Here is a 16,656-nt window from a genome sequence, read left to right as displayed (position 1 = left end):
ACGATGACGCTCTCCGAAGAGCATGTGCTGACCGCCGAGCTCGGCGCGAAGGCCGACCGTCATCTTTGGGGCCACTTCGCCCGGCATGGCAAGGGTCTGACGCCGCCGATCATGACGCGCGGGCAGGGCGTGTACATCTGGGACAGCTACGGCAAGCGTTACTTCGACGGACTGTCCGGTCTTTTCACGGTGCAGATCGGTCACGGCCGCAAGGAGCTCGCCGAAGCCGCCGCCAAGCAGGCCGAGACCCTGGAGTTCTTCCCGCTGTGGTCCTACGCCACCCCGCCGGCGATCGAACTGGCCGAGCGGCTGGCCAACTACGCACCCGGCGACCTGAACCGGGTGTTCTTCACCACCGGCGGCGGCGAGGCCGTCGAGAGCGCGTGGAAGCTGGCCAAGCAGTACTTCAAGCTGACTGGAAAGCCCGGTAAGTACAAGGTGATCTCGCGGGCCATCGCCTATCACGGAACGCCGCAGGGCGCGCTGGCCATCACCGGTCTGCCGGACTTCAAGAAGCCGTTCGAGCCGCTGACCCCCGGTGGCTTCCGGGTGCCCAACACCAACTTCTACCGAGCGCCCGAGCTGTACCACAACGACATCAAGGCCTGGGGCAGGTACTGCGCCGATCGCATCGCCGAGGCCATCGAGTTCGAGGGACCCGACACGGTCTGCGCCGTCTTTCTTGAGCCGGTGCAGAACGCCGGCGGCTGCTTCCCGCCCCCGCCGGGATATTTCGAGCGCGTCCGGGAGATCTGTGACGAATACGACGTACTGCTGGTGTCCGACGAGACGATCTGCGCGTTCGGCAGAATCGGATCGATCTTCGCCTGCAACGACTTCGACTACGTGCCGGACATGATCACCTGCGCCAAGGGCATGAGCTCCGGCTACTCCCCGATCGGCGCGATGATCGCCACCGACCGGCTGTTCGAGCCGTTCGACGACGGCAAGACCATCTTCGGGCACGGCTACACCTTCGGCGGACACCCGGTCTCCGCGGCGGTCGCAATGGCCAACCTCGATATCTTCGAGCGCGAGGGCATCACCGAGCACGTCAAGACCAACGCGCCGATCTTCCGCAAGACCCTCGAGCAGCTGCTGGAACTGCCGATCGTCGGCGACGTGCGCGGCGAGGGCTTCTTCTACGGCATCGAACTCGTCAAGAACAAGGAGACCCGCCAGACCTTCGATAGCGACGAGAGCGAACGACTGCTGCGCGGCTTCCTCTCGGCGGCGCTGTTCGAGGCGGGGCTGTACTGCCGTGCCGACGACCGCGGCGACCCGGTTGTCCAGCTCGCCCCTCCGCTGATCAGCGGCCCGGACGAGTTCGACGAGATCTACGAGGTCTTGCACCGGGTGCTCGGCGAGGCCTGCCGGCTGCTCTAACAGCCGCACCGGCAACCACACCCGTCACAGCGCGGCTCCCCGGTTTCGGGGCGGTCGTCGCCTAATCTGCAGTGCCATGGCGACGTTCACACGGGCGCGGCGCGCTGCTGCGGTGATCACGGCGCTGTACCTCGCAGGCGCCCCGGCACTGGCCGGGGCTGACCCCGTACCGGCGCAGGATCCCAACAGCTGCCCGTACAAGGTGTCGACACCGCCGGCGGTGGATTCCTCGGAGGTGCCGACCGCCGGTGACCCGCCGCAGCCGCTGCCGGTGCCGGCGAGCCCGGTCGGTGGCGACGCGCTGTCCGGCTGCGGAGTGATCGTCGCCGCCGGCACGCCACCGCTGCCCAGCGACGTCTCGGCGGAGGCGTGGCTGGTGGCCGACCTGGACTCCGGCGACATCATCGCCTCGCGGGACCCGCATGGAAGGCATCGACCGGCCAGCGTCATCAAGGTGCTGACCGCCATGCAGGCCATCAACGAACTCCCGCTGAACCGGATCGTCGACGGCACCCAGGAGGACTCCAACGCTGAAGGCACCAAAGTGGGCGTCAAGCCCGGCGGCCGCTACACCGTCAACGACCTGCTGCACGGCCTGCTGTTGCATTCCGGCAACGACGCCGCGAATGCCCTGGCCGCAGCCATCGGCGGAATGGACACCGCGCTGGGCAAGCTCAACATCCTGGCTGCGAAACTCGGCGCGCGCGACACCCGGGTGGCCACCCCGTCGGGTCTGGACGGCCCCGGAATGAGCACCTCGGCCTACGACATCGGCCTGTTCTACCGCTACGCGTTCAACAACCCGATCTTCGCCGGGATCACCCGCACCCGCGAGTACCCGTTCCCCGACTTCGCGGGCAATCCGTACCCGGTGCACAACGACGTCAAGCTGCTTTACAACTACCCCGGCGCGCTGGGGGGCAAGACCGGCTACACCGACGACGCCGGCCAGACGTTCGTCGGCGCGGCCGACCGGGACGGTCGCCGCCTGGTCGCGGTGCTGCTGCGGGGTACCCGCGACCCGATCGCCCCGTGGGAGCAGGCCGCCCGGCTGCTGGATTACGGCTTCGCGACCGCTCCCGGCACCAAGATCGGCACCCTGATCGAGCCTGACCCGTCGCTGATGCCGATGAAGCCCGAGACGCCGCCCGCCGACATCCCGCTGCTGTCGGCTGATGCGCTGCCGGTGCGGGTCGGGGTTTCGGTGGTCGGCACGATGATTGTGTTCAGCCTGATTGGGGCTGCTCGCTCGCTGAATCAACGGGGGAATCAGCGGGGTACTGCGTAGCGGCCCACGCGGTGGCGAACAGCAACAACCGCGCGGTGATGTAGGCGAACACCATCAGGCCCAGCACCGGACCGAACGTCGCACCTGCCGGACCGTTCAGGACACTCCGCAGGAAGATCGAGGCCCCCTGCTTGAACAACTCGAAGCCGATAGCGGCGATCAATCCCGCTCGTGCGCAACGCCTCAGCGGTACGGCCTGGCGTGGCAGCCGGGCGATCATCCAGGTGAACAACAGCCAGGACACCCCCACCGATCCCAGCACCGAGACCAACCGCACCGCCCCGGGTAGCGCCAACGAACCGGAGGTGGCTGCCGCCGTCAGCCCGATCGTCACCAGGCTGGCAAGGAATGCCGACACCAGGGACAAGAGGTCGGAGAACTTGGTGCCGACGAAGTCGCTGTCGTCGTCCGGCCTTCCCCACAGGTGATCGAGCGCCTCCCGCAGGTTGGACATCCAGCCCAAGCCGGCCCACAGTCCGACAGCCAGGCCGATCAGACCGACTGACGCCCGGGAGGCGATGGCCGCATCCATCAGGCCGATCAGCTGTGCGCCCAGCTCTCCGGACACCGCACCTTTGATCCGGGCATCGATCTCGGCCAGCAGCCGCGGCCGGCTGGCCAGCGTGAAACCGACGGCAGCGAAGCCCACCATCAGCAGCGGCCACAGCGCGAAGATCGTGAAGTAGGAGATGCCGGCGGCGTAGAAGTCGCCCCGGGCGTCGGAATAGTGCTGGTGGGCGCGCACCACGTGGTCAAACCAGGGGTAACGCTCACGTAGCCGCCCGAGCGCGTGCATCATCGGCTCTACAGCAGGCCCAGACGGTCGTACACCCGGCTGCGGGTCTTCTCGGCGACCTCCCGCGCACGGGCCGCACCGGCGGCCAGGATGGCATGCAACTCCGCGGGGTCGTCGAGCAATTCTTCGACACGCTGACGGATGGGGGTCACGTAGTCGATGACGGCGTCGGCGGTGTCGGACTTGAGGTCGCCGTAGCCCCGGCCGGCGTAGCCGTCGACCAGGCTGGCCACCGGTGTGCCGGTGACGGCGGCCTGGATGGACAGCAGGTTGGACACCCCGGGCTTGTTCTCGGTGTCGAAGCGGATCTCCCGTTCGCTGTCGGTGACCGCCGAGCGGATCTTCTTGGCCGACACCTTCGGATCGTCGAGCAGGTTGATCAGCCCGGCCTCGGTGGCCGCCGACTTGCTCATCTTGGCGGTCGGTTCGGCGAGGTCGTAGATCTTGGCGGTCTCCTTGGCGATCATCACCTCCGGCACCACGAAGGTCTGCGGGAACCGGGCGTTGAACCGCTGGGCGATGTCGCGGGCCAGCTCGAGGTGCTGACGCTGGTCCTCCCCGACCGGAACCAGGTTGGTGTCGTAGAGCAGGACGTCGGCGGCCTGCAGTACCGGGTAGGTGAACAGACCCACCGTCGTGGAGTCCGCCCCCTGCTTCTGCGACTTGTCCTTGAACTGCGTCATCCGTGACGCCTGACCAAAACCGGTGAAACAGCCCAGCACCCAACCCAATTCGGTGTGCGCGGGAACATGGCTCTGCACGAAGATGGTCGAACGCGCCGGGTCGATACCCAACGCAAGGTACTGGGCTGCGGTGACCAGGGTGCGCCGGCGTAGCACGGCGGGGTCCTGCGGAACGGTGATGGCGTGCAGGTCGACGACGCAGAAGTACGTCTCGTAGTCGTCCTGAAGGCCGACCCATTGCTTGACCGCCCCGAGGGCATTGCCCAGATGCAGGGAGTCCGAGGTGGGCTGCACACCGGAGAAAACGACACGGGATTGCTGACTCATGGTGGGACAATCCTGTCATGCGGAAAATCCTTGTGGCGCTCACTTCTGCCTTCGCGGCGACATCCCTACTGGCCGGCTGTACGGGGGGAACACCCGGTTCAGCCGACAAGCGACCCCCGGGTGCGGCGGTGGTGGTGGTCTCCGGCGGCGACGCGGTCAGCCCGTTCACCACACCGGACCAGGCCTGCGCCACCGGGTTGGCCGCCGGCAACACCGGTACCGCCATCCGCGAATACCTGCTCGGCAAGGGCTATACCGTCTACACCTCACCGGCGATGAACGGCCGCGGCCAGGTGGTCGACCAGCAGGGCTTCGGGGCGTTCGGGGTGTGCCCGGTGACGCTGCCGGAGAACATGACGGTCAATTCCACCGGCAGCATCGATAGCGCCGGCGAGCACCTGGCCCGGTTCGTCAACTGGCTGAACAAGGAGAAGGGCGTCACCGACGTCGACTTCGTCGTGCACTCGATGGGCGGGCTGTTCTCCCGCGCGGCGATCCGGGTGCTGGCCGCCACCGACTCACCCGTCAAGATCCGCTCGCTGACCACCATCGGCACGCCGTGGCAGGGGTCGTATCTGTCCGACTACGCCAACGACCAGATCACGATCGCCGAGTGCAAGGGCGACAAGTTCTGCGAATCGGACATGAAGCTGTTCAAAGGCCGGGTGCTGGAGACCATCGCCGGCTCGGGTCGTGAGGTCAACAAGGGCTTCCTGATGGGCTCCGATGGCAAGAGCGGCTGGAACCAGTTCCAGTCCGGTGTGCTCGACAAGATTCCGGTGGTGCTCATCGCCGGCAAGAAGTTCACCCTGCCTGGCCCGGCCAACCCGGCGGTGTGGCCCAACGACGGTCTGGTGGCCGAGGAGAGCGCGCTGGCCAAGGGTATCGGCGACCCGGTGCTGCCGCACCGCAGCTGCCATGTCTTCGACGACACCCACAGCATCTTCGTCTCCAACCAGGCGGGCCTGGAGTGGAAGACGGCGCTGACCTGGGACCCGCAGGTCTTCGAGGTGATCCACCAAGCCATCCAGGACGCGCCTAAGGCGATGGACGCGCCGAACCGGCAGGGCTGCTGACGGCGGTTCAGTCGCCGAACTCCACGGTCACCGGGGCGTGGTCGGACCACCGCAGCGCGTAGGCCGCCGGCTTCTCCACCCGCGCCGAGCGCACCCGAGCCGCCAGGGCTTCGGTGGCCAAGTGGAAGTCGATGCGCCAGCCGGCGTCGTTGTCGAAAGCCTTTCCGCGCCAGGACCACCAGCTGTACGGGCCGGGGCGGTCCGGGTGCAGGCGCCGCACCACGTCGACCCAGCCGCCCTCCATCAGCTCGGTGAGCCATTGCCGTTCGCTGGGCAGGAACCCGGCCTTCTTACGGTTGCCTTTCCAGTTCTTGATGTCGTGCTCGGTGTGGGCGATGTTCCAGTCCCCGCACAGCACGGCGTCGCGCCCATCGGCAGCCAGTTCCGACATCCGGGTGGCCAGCGTGGCCATGAACCGCTCCTTCTCGACCTGACGTTCGGTGTCGGCCTCGCCGCTGTGCACGTAGAGGCTGCCGACGGTCGCGCCGGCCACGTCGACCTCCAAGTACCGGCCGTGTTCCTCGAACTCCGTCAGCCCGATCCGAACGGCGTCGAAGGGCGTCCGGCTGAGCACGGCCACCCCGCTGCGGCCCCGCAGATGCGGTTCGGCTGAGGCCAGCTGCCAGCCGCCGGGAACAGCGGGCGCCAGCACAGGGGCCAGCGCTTCGGCCAGCTGGGCGTCGTCGGCGCGGGTCTCCTGCAGGCAGACCACGTCGGCCGGGGTCTGCTCCAGCCAGGCCAGCAGGCCGAGGTTGTCCGCCGAGCGCCGCCGGACCGCGGCCCGCACCCCGTTGACATTGATGGTCGTCACGATCACGGCTGGCAACCTACCGCGTGGTTCTTGCGATACCGCCGGTACCGGCTTACCGTCAAGATCATGAGTGGCCGTGCACCCATCCACCTCGGTTCTGGCGAACCGGTGCTGCTGCTGCACCCGTTCATGATGTCGTGCTACGTCTGGCACGACGTCGCCCCGGCATTGGCCAGGACCGGGCGGATCGAGGTCTTCGCGCCGAGCATGGCCGGGCACAACGGTGGACCGCCCAGCCGCTCCTGGTTGCTGGACAGCCGCACGATGGCCGACCACATCGAGCGACAGATGGACGAATTGGGTTGGGGCACCGCCCATATCGTCGGCAATTCACTGGGCGGATGGGTAGCCTTCGAACTTGAGCGGCGCGGACGGGCCCGCACGCTGACGGCGATCGCCCCGGCCGGCGGCTGGCACCAGTGGGCGCCGGTCAAATTCGAGATCGTGGGCAAGTTCATGGTCGGCGCGCCGGTCTGGCTGCTCGCCCTGATCTTCGGGCCACGGGCCGCGCGGCTGCCCCTGGCCAAGCAGCTGGCCAGCGTGCCGTGCAGCGCCACTCCCGCCGGCCTGTCCGACACCGATCTGCGGGAGATCATCGACGACGTCACGCACTGCCCCGCGTACTACCAGTTGCTCATCAGGGCGCTACTGCTGCCCGGCCTGATGGAACTGGCCGACACCAACCTCCCCACCCACCTGGTGATCTGCGAGAAGGACCGGGTCCTCCCGCACCCCCGGTTCACCAAGCATTTCTTGCGGCACATCCCGGATATCAGCAAAGTGACCAGCCTCGACAACGTCGGTCACATCCCGATGTTCGAGCAGCCTCAGCTGATCGCCGACCTGATCATCGCCTGGGTCGACGAGCACAGCCCGCGCCTGCGTCAGGTGCCGCCCGCGGGCTGATCTGTCGACCTGTCGACCACGGCTTCGACTTCGAATCGAAGACGGCCCTGGGACCCGGACCGCCGAGCACCGGAAACACCTCAACGGCGCCGCTGCTAGTCCGCTGCCAGCGATTTCTTGAGGTTGTCGGCCAGGGTGACCAGGAACTGCTCGCTGGTCTGCCAGGGCTGATCCGGACCGATCAACAACGCCAGGTCCTTGGTCATCTCGCCACCCTCGACGGTGTGGATGACGACCTCTTCGAGGGTCTCGGCGAACTCGATCACCTCAGGGGTGTTATCCAGCTTGCCGCGGTGCATCAGGCCGCGGGTCCAGGCGAAGATCGAGGCGATCGGGTTGGTGGAGGTGGGCTTGCCCTGCTGGTGCTGCCGGTAATGCCGGGTGACGGTGCCGTGGGCGGCCTCGGCCTCGACGGTCTTGCCGTCCGGGGTCATCAGCACCGACGTCATCAGGCCCAGCGAGCCGTAGCCCTGGGCGACGATGTCGGATTCCACGTCACCGTCGTAGTTCTTGCACGCCCACACGTAGCCGCCCTCCCATTTCAGGCAGGAGGCCACCATGTCGTCGATCAGGCGGTGCTCGTATGTCAGGCCGCGCTTGTCGAACTCCGCCTTGTAGTCCTCGTCGAAGATGCGCTGGAACTCGTCTTTGAACATGCCGTCGTAGGCCTTGAGGATGGTGTTCTTGGTCGACAGGTACACCGGATAGTTCTGCTGCAGAGCGTAATTGAACGACGACCGCGCGAAATCCTGGATGGACTTCTTGAAGTTGTACATGCCCATCACCACGCCGCCGTCCTCGGGGATGCGCACCACCTCGTGCACCATCGGCTCGCTGCCGTCCTCCGGGGTGAAGGTCAGGGTGACCGTGCCGGGGCGGTCGACTTTGAAGTTGGTGGCGCGGTACTGATCACCGAAGGCGTGGCGGCCAATGATGATCGGTTTGGTCCAGCCGGGCACCAGACGCGGGATGTTCGAGATGACGATCGGAGCGCGGAAGATCGTGCCGCCGAGAATGTTGCGGATGGTGCCGTTGGGCGACAGCCACATCTTCTTGAGGTTGAACTCCTTGACGCGGGCCTCGTCGGGAGTGATGGTGGCGCACTTGACGCCGACGTGATGCTTGAGGATGGCGTTGGCCGAGTCGATGGTCACCTGGTCGTCGGTGGCGTCGCGATGCTCGATCCCAAGGTCGTAGTACTCAAGGTTCACGTCGAGGTACGGCAGGATCAGGGTGTCCTTGATCAGCTTCCAGATGATCCGCGTCATCTCGTCGCCGTCGAGCTCGACAACAGTGCCCTCAACCTTGATCTTGCGCACGCTCGACATGTGAGTTGCCCATCCTTCTCAGCCCCGCGAGCACATGCCCGCGCGCCCAACATTACAAGGGGCAACAGGTCCGCGCCGGTCCGTCCCGAATGCTTGCGCTCACATCATTGGCGAGAAGGCGGGCTGGCGAGCGGCGGCAAATGTGCGATACGCTTTCTACCGGTCATGAGTGCCAGCGCGAAGCTCCGGCTTGCTGGCCGGCAACCCTCCAACCGCGGTGGGGTGCCCCGGGTGATGACCAGGTTGAGCAGCCACCACGCGGCTGCACGGCAAGCGCGGGTCCGCCATGACGGGCCCCCCGAGTAGACAGGGAAACCTGATGCGGAGCCCTCATATGTGTCGCTGTTGCTGATCCCGCCCCGCGCCGCGTTCATTTCCCGACGCGCCGCACCGTCGAATCAGCCCACAGCGACCCCAAGGAGCACGACCCATGACCGCCCCCGATTCCTGGTCGTTCGAGACCAAGCAGATCCACGCCGGGCAGACCCCCGACGCCGCCAGCCACGCGCGGGCCCTGCCGATCTACCAGACCACCTCCTACACCTTCGACAGCACCGATCACGCCGCCGCCCTGTTCGGTCTAGCTGAACCGGGCAACATCTACACCCGGATCATGAATCCGACCACCGACGTCGTCGAACAGCGCATCGCCGCGCTGGAAGGCGGGGTCGCCGGCCTACTGCTGTCCTCCGGGCAGGCCGCCGAGACGTTCGCGATCCTCAATCTCGCCGGCGCCGGTGATCACGTGGTGTCCAGCCCGCGGCTGTACGGCGGCACCTACAACCTGCTGCACTACACGCTGCCCAAACTGGGCATCGAGACCACGTTCGTCGACGACCCCGACGATCTGGACGCCTGGCGGGCGGCGGTACGGCCGAACACCAAGGCGTTCTTCGCCGAGACGATCTCCAACCCCAAAATCGACGTCCTGGACATCCCCGGGGTATCCACGGTGGCGCACGACAACGGCGTGCCGCTGATCGTCGACAACACCATTGCCACGCCCTACCTGATCCAGCCCATCGCCCTGGGCGCCGACATCGTCGTGCATTCGGCGACCAAATACCTCGGCGGCCACGGCACGGCGATCGCCGGGGTGATCGTCGACGGCGGGAAGTTCGACTGGCGCGTTGAAAAATCTGGGCAAGCGCGGTTCCCCGGCTTCACCACACCGGACCCGAGCTACCACGGCGTGGTGTTCGCCGACCTCGGCGCGCCGGCGTTCGCGCTGAAGGCGCGGGTGCAGCTGCTGCGCGATCTGGGCTCCGCCCCGGCCCCGTTCAACGCGTTCCTGATCGCTCAGGGCCTGGAGACGCTGAGCCTGCGCATGGAGCGTCACGTCGCCAACGCTCAGAAGGTGGCCGAGTTCCTGGCCGGTCAGCCCGACGTGGTGGCGGTCAACTACGCCGGCCTGCCCTCCTCACCGTGGTACGAGCGCGGCACGAAGCTGGCCCCCAAGGGAACCGGCGCCGTGCTGTCCTTCGAACTGGCCGGCGAGGGAGCCGCGGGCGTCGCGAAGGGGAAAGCGTTCGTCGACGCCCTGGAGTTGCACAGCCACGTGGCAAATATCGGCGATGTGCGCTCGCTGGTGATCCACCCCGCCTCCACCACGCATCAGCAGCTTTCCGCCGCCGAGCAACTGGCCACCGGTGTCACCCCTGGCCTGGTGCGGCTGGCCGTGGGCCTGGAGGGCATCGAGGACATCCTGGCCGACCTTGAGCGGGGGTTCACCGCCGCCAGATCGGTCGACAAACCCAGCCAAGAACCCGTTGCTGTGGCGGCCCGTTGACGGAGCCGGACATGACCCTTTCAGATGAGCGGTTGCGCGAAGAACGATCAGCGTGGGCCCAGCGCATCGAGACACTCCCCGCCGAGGGAGCCATCGGTGTCGTCGACATCGGTCCCCTGACGCTGGAAAGCGGAGCGGTGATCGAGGATGTTTCGATCGCCGTGCAGCGCTGGGGCGAGCTGTCGCCCAACCGCGACAACGTGGTCGTGGTGCTGCACGCGCTCACCGGCGATTCGCACATCACCGGCCCGGCCGGCCCCGGTCATCCGACACCGGGATGGTGGGACGGCATCGCCGGACCCGGGGCGCCGATCGACACCAACCGCTGGTGTGCGGTGTCGACCAACGTGCTCGGCGGCTGCCGGGGATCCACCGGGCCGAGCTCGCTGGCCCGCGACGGCCGGCCCTGGGGTTCCCGCTTCCCGATCATCACCGTCCGTGACCAGGTCAATGCCGACATCGGCGCGCTGGCGGCGCTGGGCATCACCGAGGTGGCCGCGGTGGTCGGCGGTTCGATGGGCGGAGCGCGGGCGCTGGAATGGATGGTCGGCTACCCCGATCAGGTGCGGGCCGCGCTCATCCTGGCCGTCGGTGCCCGCGCCACCGCCGACCAGATCGGCACCCAGAGCACCCAGATCGCGGCGATCAAGGCCGATCCGGACTGGCAGGGCGGGGACTACCACGGGACCGGCCGCTCGCCGGAAACCGGACTGCAACTGGCCCGCCGGTTTGCCCACCTGACCTACCGCGGTGAGACCGAACTGGACACCCGGTTCGGCAACGACGGCCAGGCCACCGCGGAGGGGCGGGAAAACCCGCTGACCGGCGGGCGCTACGCGGTGCAGAGCTACCTGGAGCACCAGGGCGCCAAACTGATCCGCCGGTTCGACGCCAGCAGCTATGTCACCCTCACCGAGACGCTGTCCAACCACGACGTGGGCCGCGGCCGTGGCGGAGTCGCCGCGGCACTGCAGGGCTGCCCGGTGCCGGTGGTGGTCGGCGGGATCACTTCCGACCGGCTCTACCCGCTGCGTCTTCAGCAGGAGCTGGCCGATCTACTGCCCGGCTGCGCCGGCCTGAACGTGGTCGAATCGATCTACGGCCACGACGGCTTCCTCATCGAGACCGAAGCCGTGGGGCAACTCGTCCGCGAGACCCTGGCGCTCGCCGACGGTGAGCGTTGACGTCGCCGGACGCGGCTGACGCGGGCCGCCACGAACGGTCCCTATCCTTCGGTTCCCAGGCGGCAGCCTACGAACGCGGCCGGCCGTCGTATCCGCCGGAGGCCGTTGACTGGCTGCTGTCCCCCAGCGCCGGCAGCCCGGTGCACGACGTGCTCGATCTCGGCGCGGGCACCGGCAAACTCACCACTCGCCTGGTCGAACGCGGACTGCACGTGGTGGCCGTCGATCCGATCGCGGAGATGCTCGACGTACTGCGCGCCACGCTGCCCGACACCCCCGCCCTGCTCGGCACTGCCGAGCAGATTCCATTGCCGGACAACAGCATTGACGCCGTGCTGGTGGCGCAGGCCTGGCACTGGTTCGATCCGGAGCGGGCCGTCGCCGAGGTGGCGCGGGTGCTGCGGCCCGGGGGCCGGCTCGGGCTGCTGTGGAACGTCCGCGACACCAGGCTGGGCTGGGTCAAGGAATTCGGGCGCATCGTGGGGCTGGAACACGATTGGGCCGACGCGACGGTGGAACTGCCCGCGCCGTTCACCGACATGCAGAGCCATCGAGTGGAGTGGACCAGCTACATGACCCCGCAGGCCCTGATCGACTACGTGGCCTCACGCAGTTACTGCATCACCTCGCCAACGGAGGTCCGTACCCGCACCCTCGATGACGTCCGCACCCTGCTGGCCACCCACCCCGCGTTGGCCAACTCCGCGGGCATCGCACTGCCCTACGTCACGGTGGGCGTGCGGGCGATGTTGTCCGCCAGCTGAATTCAGCTCTTCCGCTCAGCTTGTGCCCTCAGCTTGTTCCCAGGGGGTCGATGGTCCACGCGGTGTAGATCATGATGGCGCTGATCGTGGTCATGGTGGCGAAGTCAAGACTCTTGGTGCGCACCACCAGCAATCCGGCCCGGTTGTCGGGCAACACCAGCCGCAGCGCCGCGGCCACCCCCACCGCCACTCCGATGAGGAACGACCCGCGACGCCAGAAACCGGCAGCCACGAGCAGCAGTGCGACGAGGAAAATGGCGGCGACGGTCACGATCGGCCACTGGGCGCGCAGGATCTTCTGCGCCTGCTCGCGAACGTGCGCAGGTATTTTCACGCCCCCGCTTCGGCCCTTTCGACCACGTTGGTCAGCAGGAAGGCCCGCGTCAGGGGTCCGACCCCACCGGGGTTCGGCGACACCTGACCGGCTACCTCCCAGACATCGGGGGCCACATCCCCGGTGAGCACGCCGTCGACCCGGCTCACCCCGACGTCGACCACGGCCGCACCGGGGCGAACCATATCGGCGGTCAGCATGTGCGGCACTCCGACCGCCGCGACGATGATGTCGGCCTGCCGGGTCAACGCCGGCAGATCACGGGTTCCGGTGTGGCACAGCGTCACCGTGGCGTTCTCACTGCGACGGGTCAGCAGCAGGCCCAGCGGCCGGCCGACCGTGACGCCCCGGCCGATCACCACCACGTGGGCGCCGTCGATCGACACGTGGAAGCGGCGCAGCAGCGCGACGATGCCGCGTGGGGTACACGGCAGCGGCGCGGGTTCATTGAGGACGAGGCGCCCGAGGTTGGTGGGGTGCAGACCGTCGGCGTCCTTGGCCGGGTCGATCCTTTCCAGGGCGGCGTTCTCGTCGAGTTGCTTCGGCAGCGGCAGCTGCACGATGTAGCCGGTGCATTCCGGGTTGGCGTTGAGCTCGTCGATGGTGTCGTCGAGCTGGGCCTGGCTGGCGTCGGCCGGCAGGTCGCGCCGGATCGAGGTGATGCCCACCTTGGCGCAGTCGGAGTGCTTGCCGCGGACATAGGCGTGCGAGCCGGGATCGTCGCCGACCAGCACCGTGCCCAGGCCCGGGGTACGGCCGGCCGCGGTGAGCGCAGCCACCCGCTGTGCGAGGTCGACGAAGATCTCGTCGCGGGTCAGCTTGCCGTCGAGGATCTGGGCCCGAGCCGACGATGCCCCCGCGCCCTGCGGAGCGGAGGAGGAGCGGGGCGATCGATCGGCAGCCACGGCTACATTCTGCATATGGGCGCTGCTCGGGATGTGTTCAGCCCGGCTCAACTGGGTCCGGTCACGCTGCGCAATCGGATTGTGAAAGCCGCGACCTTCGAGGCCCGCACCCCGGGGGCGCTGGTCAGCAACGACCTGATCGACTTCCACCGCGCGATGGCCGCCGGCGGGGTGGGCATGACCACCGTGGCCTACTGCGCGGTGAGCCGCGGCGGCCGCACCGACGATTCCGCGCTCTGGATGCGGCCCGAGGCAGTACCCGGGTTGCGCCGGCTGGCCGAGGCGGTGCACACCGAGGGCGCCGCGGTCAGCGCCCAGATCGGTCACGCCGGTCCGGTCGCCAACGCCCGGTCCAACAAGGCGGTGGCGCTGGCGCCGGGGCGGTTCTTCAACCCGCTGTCGATGCGGTTCGCCCGGCAGGCCACCCGCGCCGACATCGACGAGGTGATCACCGCTCACGCCGTGGCGGTGCGCCACGCCATCGACGCCGGATTCGACGCCGTCGAAATCCACCTCGGACACAACTATCTGGCGAGCTCGTTCCTGTCGCCGCTGATCAACCGTCGCACCGACGAATTCGGCGGCTCGCTGGCCAACCGCGCCAAAGTCGCCCGCGGCATCCTGAGGGCGGTCCGCCGGGAAGTCGAGAGCAACGGCCGCGCGACCATTGCCGTGACCGCCAAGCTGAACATGTCCGACGGCGTGCGCGGCGGCATCGGCATCGAGGAGTCGCTGCAGACCGCCCGCTGGGTGCAGGACGACGGCTGCCTGGACGCGCTGGAGCTCACCGCCGGCAGCTCGCTGGTCAATCCGATGTATCTGTTCCGCGGCGACGCCCCAATCAAGGAGTTCTCCGCGGCCTTCAAACCCCCGCTGCGCTGGGGCATGCGGATGACGGGCACCAAGTTCCTCCGCACGTACCCCTACCGGGACGTCTTCCTGCTGCGCGACGCCCAACAGTTCCGCCGCGAACTGACCATGCCGCTGATCCTGCTCGGCGGGATCACCGATCGCGACGCGATGGACCGGGCCATGGCGGCGGGGTTCGATTTCGTGGCGATGGGCCGCGCCCTGCTGGCCGAACCCGATCTGATCAACCGCATTCAGGCCGACGGGCCCGCGAAGTCGGTGCGCTCGCTGTGCGACCACTGCAACAAGTGCATGCCGACGATCTACTCGCGCACGCACTGCGTGGTCACCGGCGGGCCGACGCAATCAAGTTAGAGTGGCGCCGATGAGCAGCCCCTCTGTCGACTCCCGGCCCGCTCTGACCGTTCGATTCAACGGGCCCCCACGCAGCTTCGCCGCCGGACACGACGTCGTGATCGGCCGGGACCTGCGTGCCGATATCCGCATCGCGCACCCGTTGGTGTCGCGGGCGCACGTCGTGCTGCGGTTCGACCACACCGCGTCGGGCGGCCGGTGGTTGGCGGTGGACAACGGCTCACTCAACGGCATGTACGTCCACGGCCGGCGGGTGCCGGAGGTCGACATCGCCGACGGCACCACCATCAATCTGGGCAGCCCCGAGGGCCCGCCGGTGAGCTTCGATGTCGGCCGCCATCAGGGTTCGGCCGGGCGGCCGCCGCAGTCCTCCACGCAGATCCCGACCGTGATGATCCCGTCGCGGCAGCAGCCGATGTACCCGCCGCCGTCACGACCCCAGCCGACCTACCCGCCGGGCTACCCGCCGCCGCCGCCGCCGGGGCAGTACCGGCCCCCAAGCCAGCCGCTGACGCCGAGCCAACCGTTCCCCCCGCCGCCGAGCCAACCGCTCCCCCCGCCGCCGACGGCGCCGTCACCGCCGCCGCCGTCACCGGATGCCGCCCCCACCCAGATGGGCCCCACGTCCGGGCGACCGTCGGGTGGCACGACGGCGGGGATGTCCAACCTGGCGACGTCGATGCTGAAAATCCTGCGGCCGGGGTCGTCGACGACGGTCGCTGCGCCCGGCGCCTCGAAGATCGGCCGGGCTAGCGACAACGACATCGTCATCCCCGACGTCCTGGCGTCCCGTCACCACGCCACCCTCATCCCGACGCCGGGTGGGACGGAGATCGTCGACAACCGGTCCATCAACGGCACGTTCGTCAACGGCAGCCGGATGGACCGGGCGCTGCTCAACGAGGGCGACGTCGTCACCATCGGCAACGTCGACCTGGTGTTTGCCGACGGAACGCTGATCCGCCGCACCGAGACGGCGGCGGCCACCGGCACCGGCGGGCTCGACGTCCGCGCCGTGACGTGGACCATCGAGGGCAACAAGACGCTGCTGGACAACATCTCGCTGACCGCGCGGCCGGGCACGCTGACCGCAGTGATCGGGCCGTCCGGTGCGGGCAAGTCCACCCTGGCCAAACTGATCGCCGGCTACACCCACCCGACCAGCGGCACGGTGAGCTTCGAAGGCCACAACGTGCACGCCGACTACGCCTCGCTGCGCTCCCGGATCGGGATGGTGCCGCAGGACGACGTGGTGCACGGCCAGCTGACGGTGAACCAGGCGCTGATGTACGCCGCGGAGCTGCGGCTGCCCCCGGACACCACCAAGGAAGACCGCGAGCAGGTGGTCGCCCAGGTGCTCAGCGAGCTGGAGATGACCCAGCACGCCGAAACCCGGGTGGACAAGCTCTCAGGCGGTCAGCGCAAGCGCGCCTCGGTGGCCCTGGAGCTACTGACCGGCCCATCGCTGCTGATTCTCGACGAGCCGACCTCCGGCCTGGACCCGGCGCTGGACCGCCAGGTGATGACGATGTTGCGCCAGCTGGCCGACGCCGGACGCGTGGTGCTGGTGGTCACCCACTCGCTGACCTACCTCGACGTGTGCGACCAGGTGCTGCTGCTGGCGCCGGGCGGCAAGACGGCGTTCTGCGGTCCGCCCAGCGGGATCGGCGCGGCGATGGGAACCACCAACTGGGCTGACATCTTCAGCACGGTGGCAGGTGACCCGCAGGCCGCCAACGACCGATACCTGGCCCGCATCGGGCCGCAGCCACCGCCACCGCCCACCGAGGAGCCCTCCGACCTCGGCGCGCCCGTGCACACCAGCCTGCGCCGCCAGTTCTCCACGATCGTGCGA

15 protein-coding genes and 1 riboswitch are annotated in these 16,656 nt (G+C 68.2%); of the genes, 9 read left to right on the top strand and 6 right to left on the bottom strand.

What is annotated here, in order from left to right:
* Nucleotides 1-3 precede the first annotated feature (3 nt).
* Nucleotides 4-1,386, top strand: a complete 1,383-nt coding sequence (locus tag ADBZ6I_RS08485) for an aspartate aminotransferase family protein (RefSeq protein ID WP_526382783.1) — start codon at nucleotides 4-6, stop codon at nucleotides 1,384-1,386.
* A gap of 76 nt (nucleotides 1,387-1,462) precedes the next feature.
* Entirely contained in the window at nucleotides 1,463-2,674 is a 1,212-nt protein-coding gene (locus ADBZ6I_RS08480; RefSeq protein ID WP_526382777.1) for a D-alanyl-D-alanine carboxypeptidase family protein, read from the top strand.
* On the opposite strand, the gene yhjD is transcribed toward ADBZ6I_RS08480, so the two are convergent.
* Together yhjD and trpS are read right to left on the bottom strand one after the other, a co-directional pair.
* Nucleotides 2,613-3,473, bottom strand: coding sequence for an inner membrane protein YhjD (gene yhjD, locus ADBZ6I_RS08475; RefSeq protein ID WP_526382775.1), 861 nt, complete (start codon nucleotides 3,471-3,473; stop codon nucleotides 2,613-2,615). The genes ADBZ6I_RS08480 and yhjD overlap by 62 nt on opposite strands.
* A 5-nt stretch (nucleotides 3,474-3,478) precedes the next feature.
* Nucleotides 3,479-4,480, bottom strand: coding sequence for a tryptophan--tRNA ligase (gene trpS, locus ADBZ6I_RS08470; RefSeq protein WP_526382773.1), 1,002 nt, complete (start codon nucleotides 4,478-4,480; stop codon nucleotides 3,479-3,481).
* Nucleotides 4,481-4,497: 17 nt separating this feature from the next.
* Here trpS and ADBZ6I_RS08465 point away from each other — a divergent pair, with 17 nt between their 5' ends.
* A complete protein-coding gene (locus tag ADBZ6I_RS08465; protein ID WP_526382771.1) occupies nucleotides 4,498-5,556 on the top strand; it encodes an esterase/lipase family protein in 1,059 nt (352 codons plus the stop codon).
* 7 nt (nucleotides 5,557-5,563) lie between these two features.
* Here ADBZ6I_RS08465 and ADBZ6I_RS08460 read toward each other — a convergent pair whose 3' ends face one another.
* The gene (locus ADBZ6I_RS08460; RefSeq protein ID WP_526382769.1) at nucleotides 5,564-6,373 is read right to left on the bottom strand and encodes an exodeoxyribonuclease III; all 810 of its coding nucleotides are present in this window, start codon (nucleotides 6,371-6,373) and stop codon (nucleotides 5,564-5,566) included.
* Between the two features lie 60 nt (nucleotides 6,374-6,433).
* On the opposite strand from ADBZ6I_RS08460, the gene ephH reads away from it, so the two are divergent.
* Nucleotides 6,434-7,273 carry an epoxide hydrolase EphH gene (gene ephH / locus ADBZ6I_RS08455; protein ID WP_526382767.1) on the top strand — a complete coding sequence of 280 codons (840 nt, stop codon included), beginning with the start codon at nucleotides 6,434-6,436 and terminating at the stop codon, nucleotides 7,271-7,273.
* A 95-nt stretch (nucleotides 7,274-7,368) separates the two neighbouring features.
* Here ephH and ADBZ6I_RS08450 read toward each other — a convergent pair whose 3' ends face one another.
* Nucleotides 7,369-8,601 carry an NADP-dependent isocitrate dehydrogenase gene (locus ADBZ6I_RS08450; protein ID WP_526382765.1) on the bottom strand — a complete coding sequence of 411 codons (1,233 nt, stop codon included), beginning with the start codon at nucleotides 8,599-8,601 and terminating at the stop codon, nucleotides 7,369-7,371.
* Between the two features lie 161 nt (nucleotides 8,602-8,762).
* A riboswitch (SAM riboswitch) is annotated at nucleotides 8,763-8,883 on the top strand.
* 148 nt (nucleotides 8,884-9,031) lie between these two features.
* On the opposite strand from ADBZ6I_RS08450, the gene ADBZ6I_RS08445 reads away from it, so the two are divergent.
* Genes ADBZ6I_RS08445 through ADBZ6I_RS08435 form a run of 3 tightly spaced genes read left to right on the top strand, consistent with a single transcriptional unit; the run spans nucleotide 9,032 to nucleotide 12,338 of the window.
* The gene (locus ADBZ6I_RS08445) at nucleotides 9,032-10,390 is read left to right on the top strand and encodes a bifunctional o-acetylhomoserine/o-acetylserine sulfhydrylase (RefSeq protein WP_526382763.1); all 1,359 of its coding nucleotides are present in this window, start codon (nucleotides 9,032-9,034) and stop codon (nucleotides 10,388-10,390) included.
* Between the two features lie 11 nt (nucleotides 10,391-10,401).
* Nucleotides 10,402-11,574 (top strand): homoserine O-acetyltransferase MetX, encoded by a 1,173-nt coding sequence (gene metX / locus ADBZ6I_RS08440; RefSeq protein ID WP_526382761.1) that lies wholly within the window; start codon nucleotides 10,402-10,404, stop codon nucleotides 11,572-11,574.
* Nucleotides 11,571-12,338, top strand: a complete 768-nt coding sequence (locus tag ADBZ6I_RS08435) for a class I SAM-dependent methyltransferase (protein WP_526382759.1) — start codon at nucleotides 11,571-11,573, stop codon at nucleotides 12,336-12,338. Before metX ends, ADBZ6I_RS08435 begins: the two co-directional genes overlap by 4 nt.
* Nucleotides 12,339-12,366: 28 nt before the next feature.
* On the opposite strand, the gene ADBZ6I_RS08430 is transcribed toward ADBZ6I_RS08435, so the two are convergent.
* Nucleotides 12,367-12,666, bottom strand: coding sequence for a DUF3017 domain-containing protein (locus ADBZ6I_RS08430; RefSeq protein WP_526382781.1), 300 nt, complete (start codon nucleotides 12,664-12,666; stop codon nucleotides 12,367-12,369).
* Nucleotides 12,667-12,668: 2 nt separating this feature from the next.
* Nucleotides 12,669-13,505, bottom strand: coding sequence for a bifunctional methylenetetrahydrofolate dehydrogenase/methenyltetrahydrofolate cyclohydrolase (locus ADBZ6I_RS08425; RefSeq protein WP_526382779.1), 837 nt, complete (start codon nucleotides 13,503-13,505; stop codon nucleotides 12,669-12,671).
* Nucleotides 13,506-13,592: 87 nt separating this feature from the next.
* Here ADBZ6I_RS08425 and ADBZ6I_RS08420 point away from each other — a divergent pair, with 87 nt between their 5' ends.
* Both ADBZ6I_RS08420 and ADBZ6I_RS08415 read left to right on the top strand, forming a co-directional pair.
* Nucleotides 13,593-14,801, top strand: a complete 1,209-nt coding sequence (locus ADBZ6I_RS08420; protein ID WP_526382757.1) for an NADH:flavin oxidoreductase — start codon at nucleotides 13,593-13,595, stop codon at nucleotides 14,799-14,801.
* A 10-nt stretch (nucleotides 14,802-14,811) separates the two neighbouring features.
* A partial coding sequence (locus ADBZ6I_RS08415; RefSeq protein WP_526382755.1) for an ATP-binding cassette domain-containing protein occupies nucleotides 14,812-16,656 on the top strand: 1,845 nt, incomplete at its 3' end.

This window comes from Mycobacterium sp. (genome assembly GCF_044342925.1).
In the GTDB taxonomy this organism is placed as follows: domain Bacteria; phylum Actinomycetota; class Actinomycetes; order Mycobacteriales; family Mycobacteriaceae; genus Mycobacterium.
Note: the sequence above shows the minus strand (reverse complement) of the source record. Positions and strands in the feature narration are given on the sequence as shown.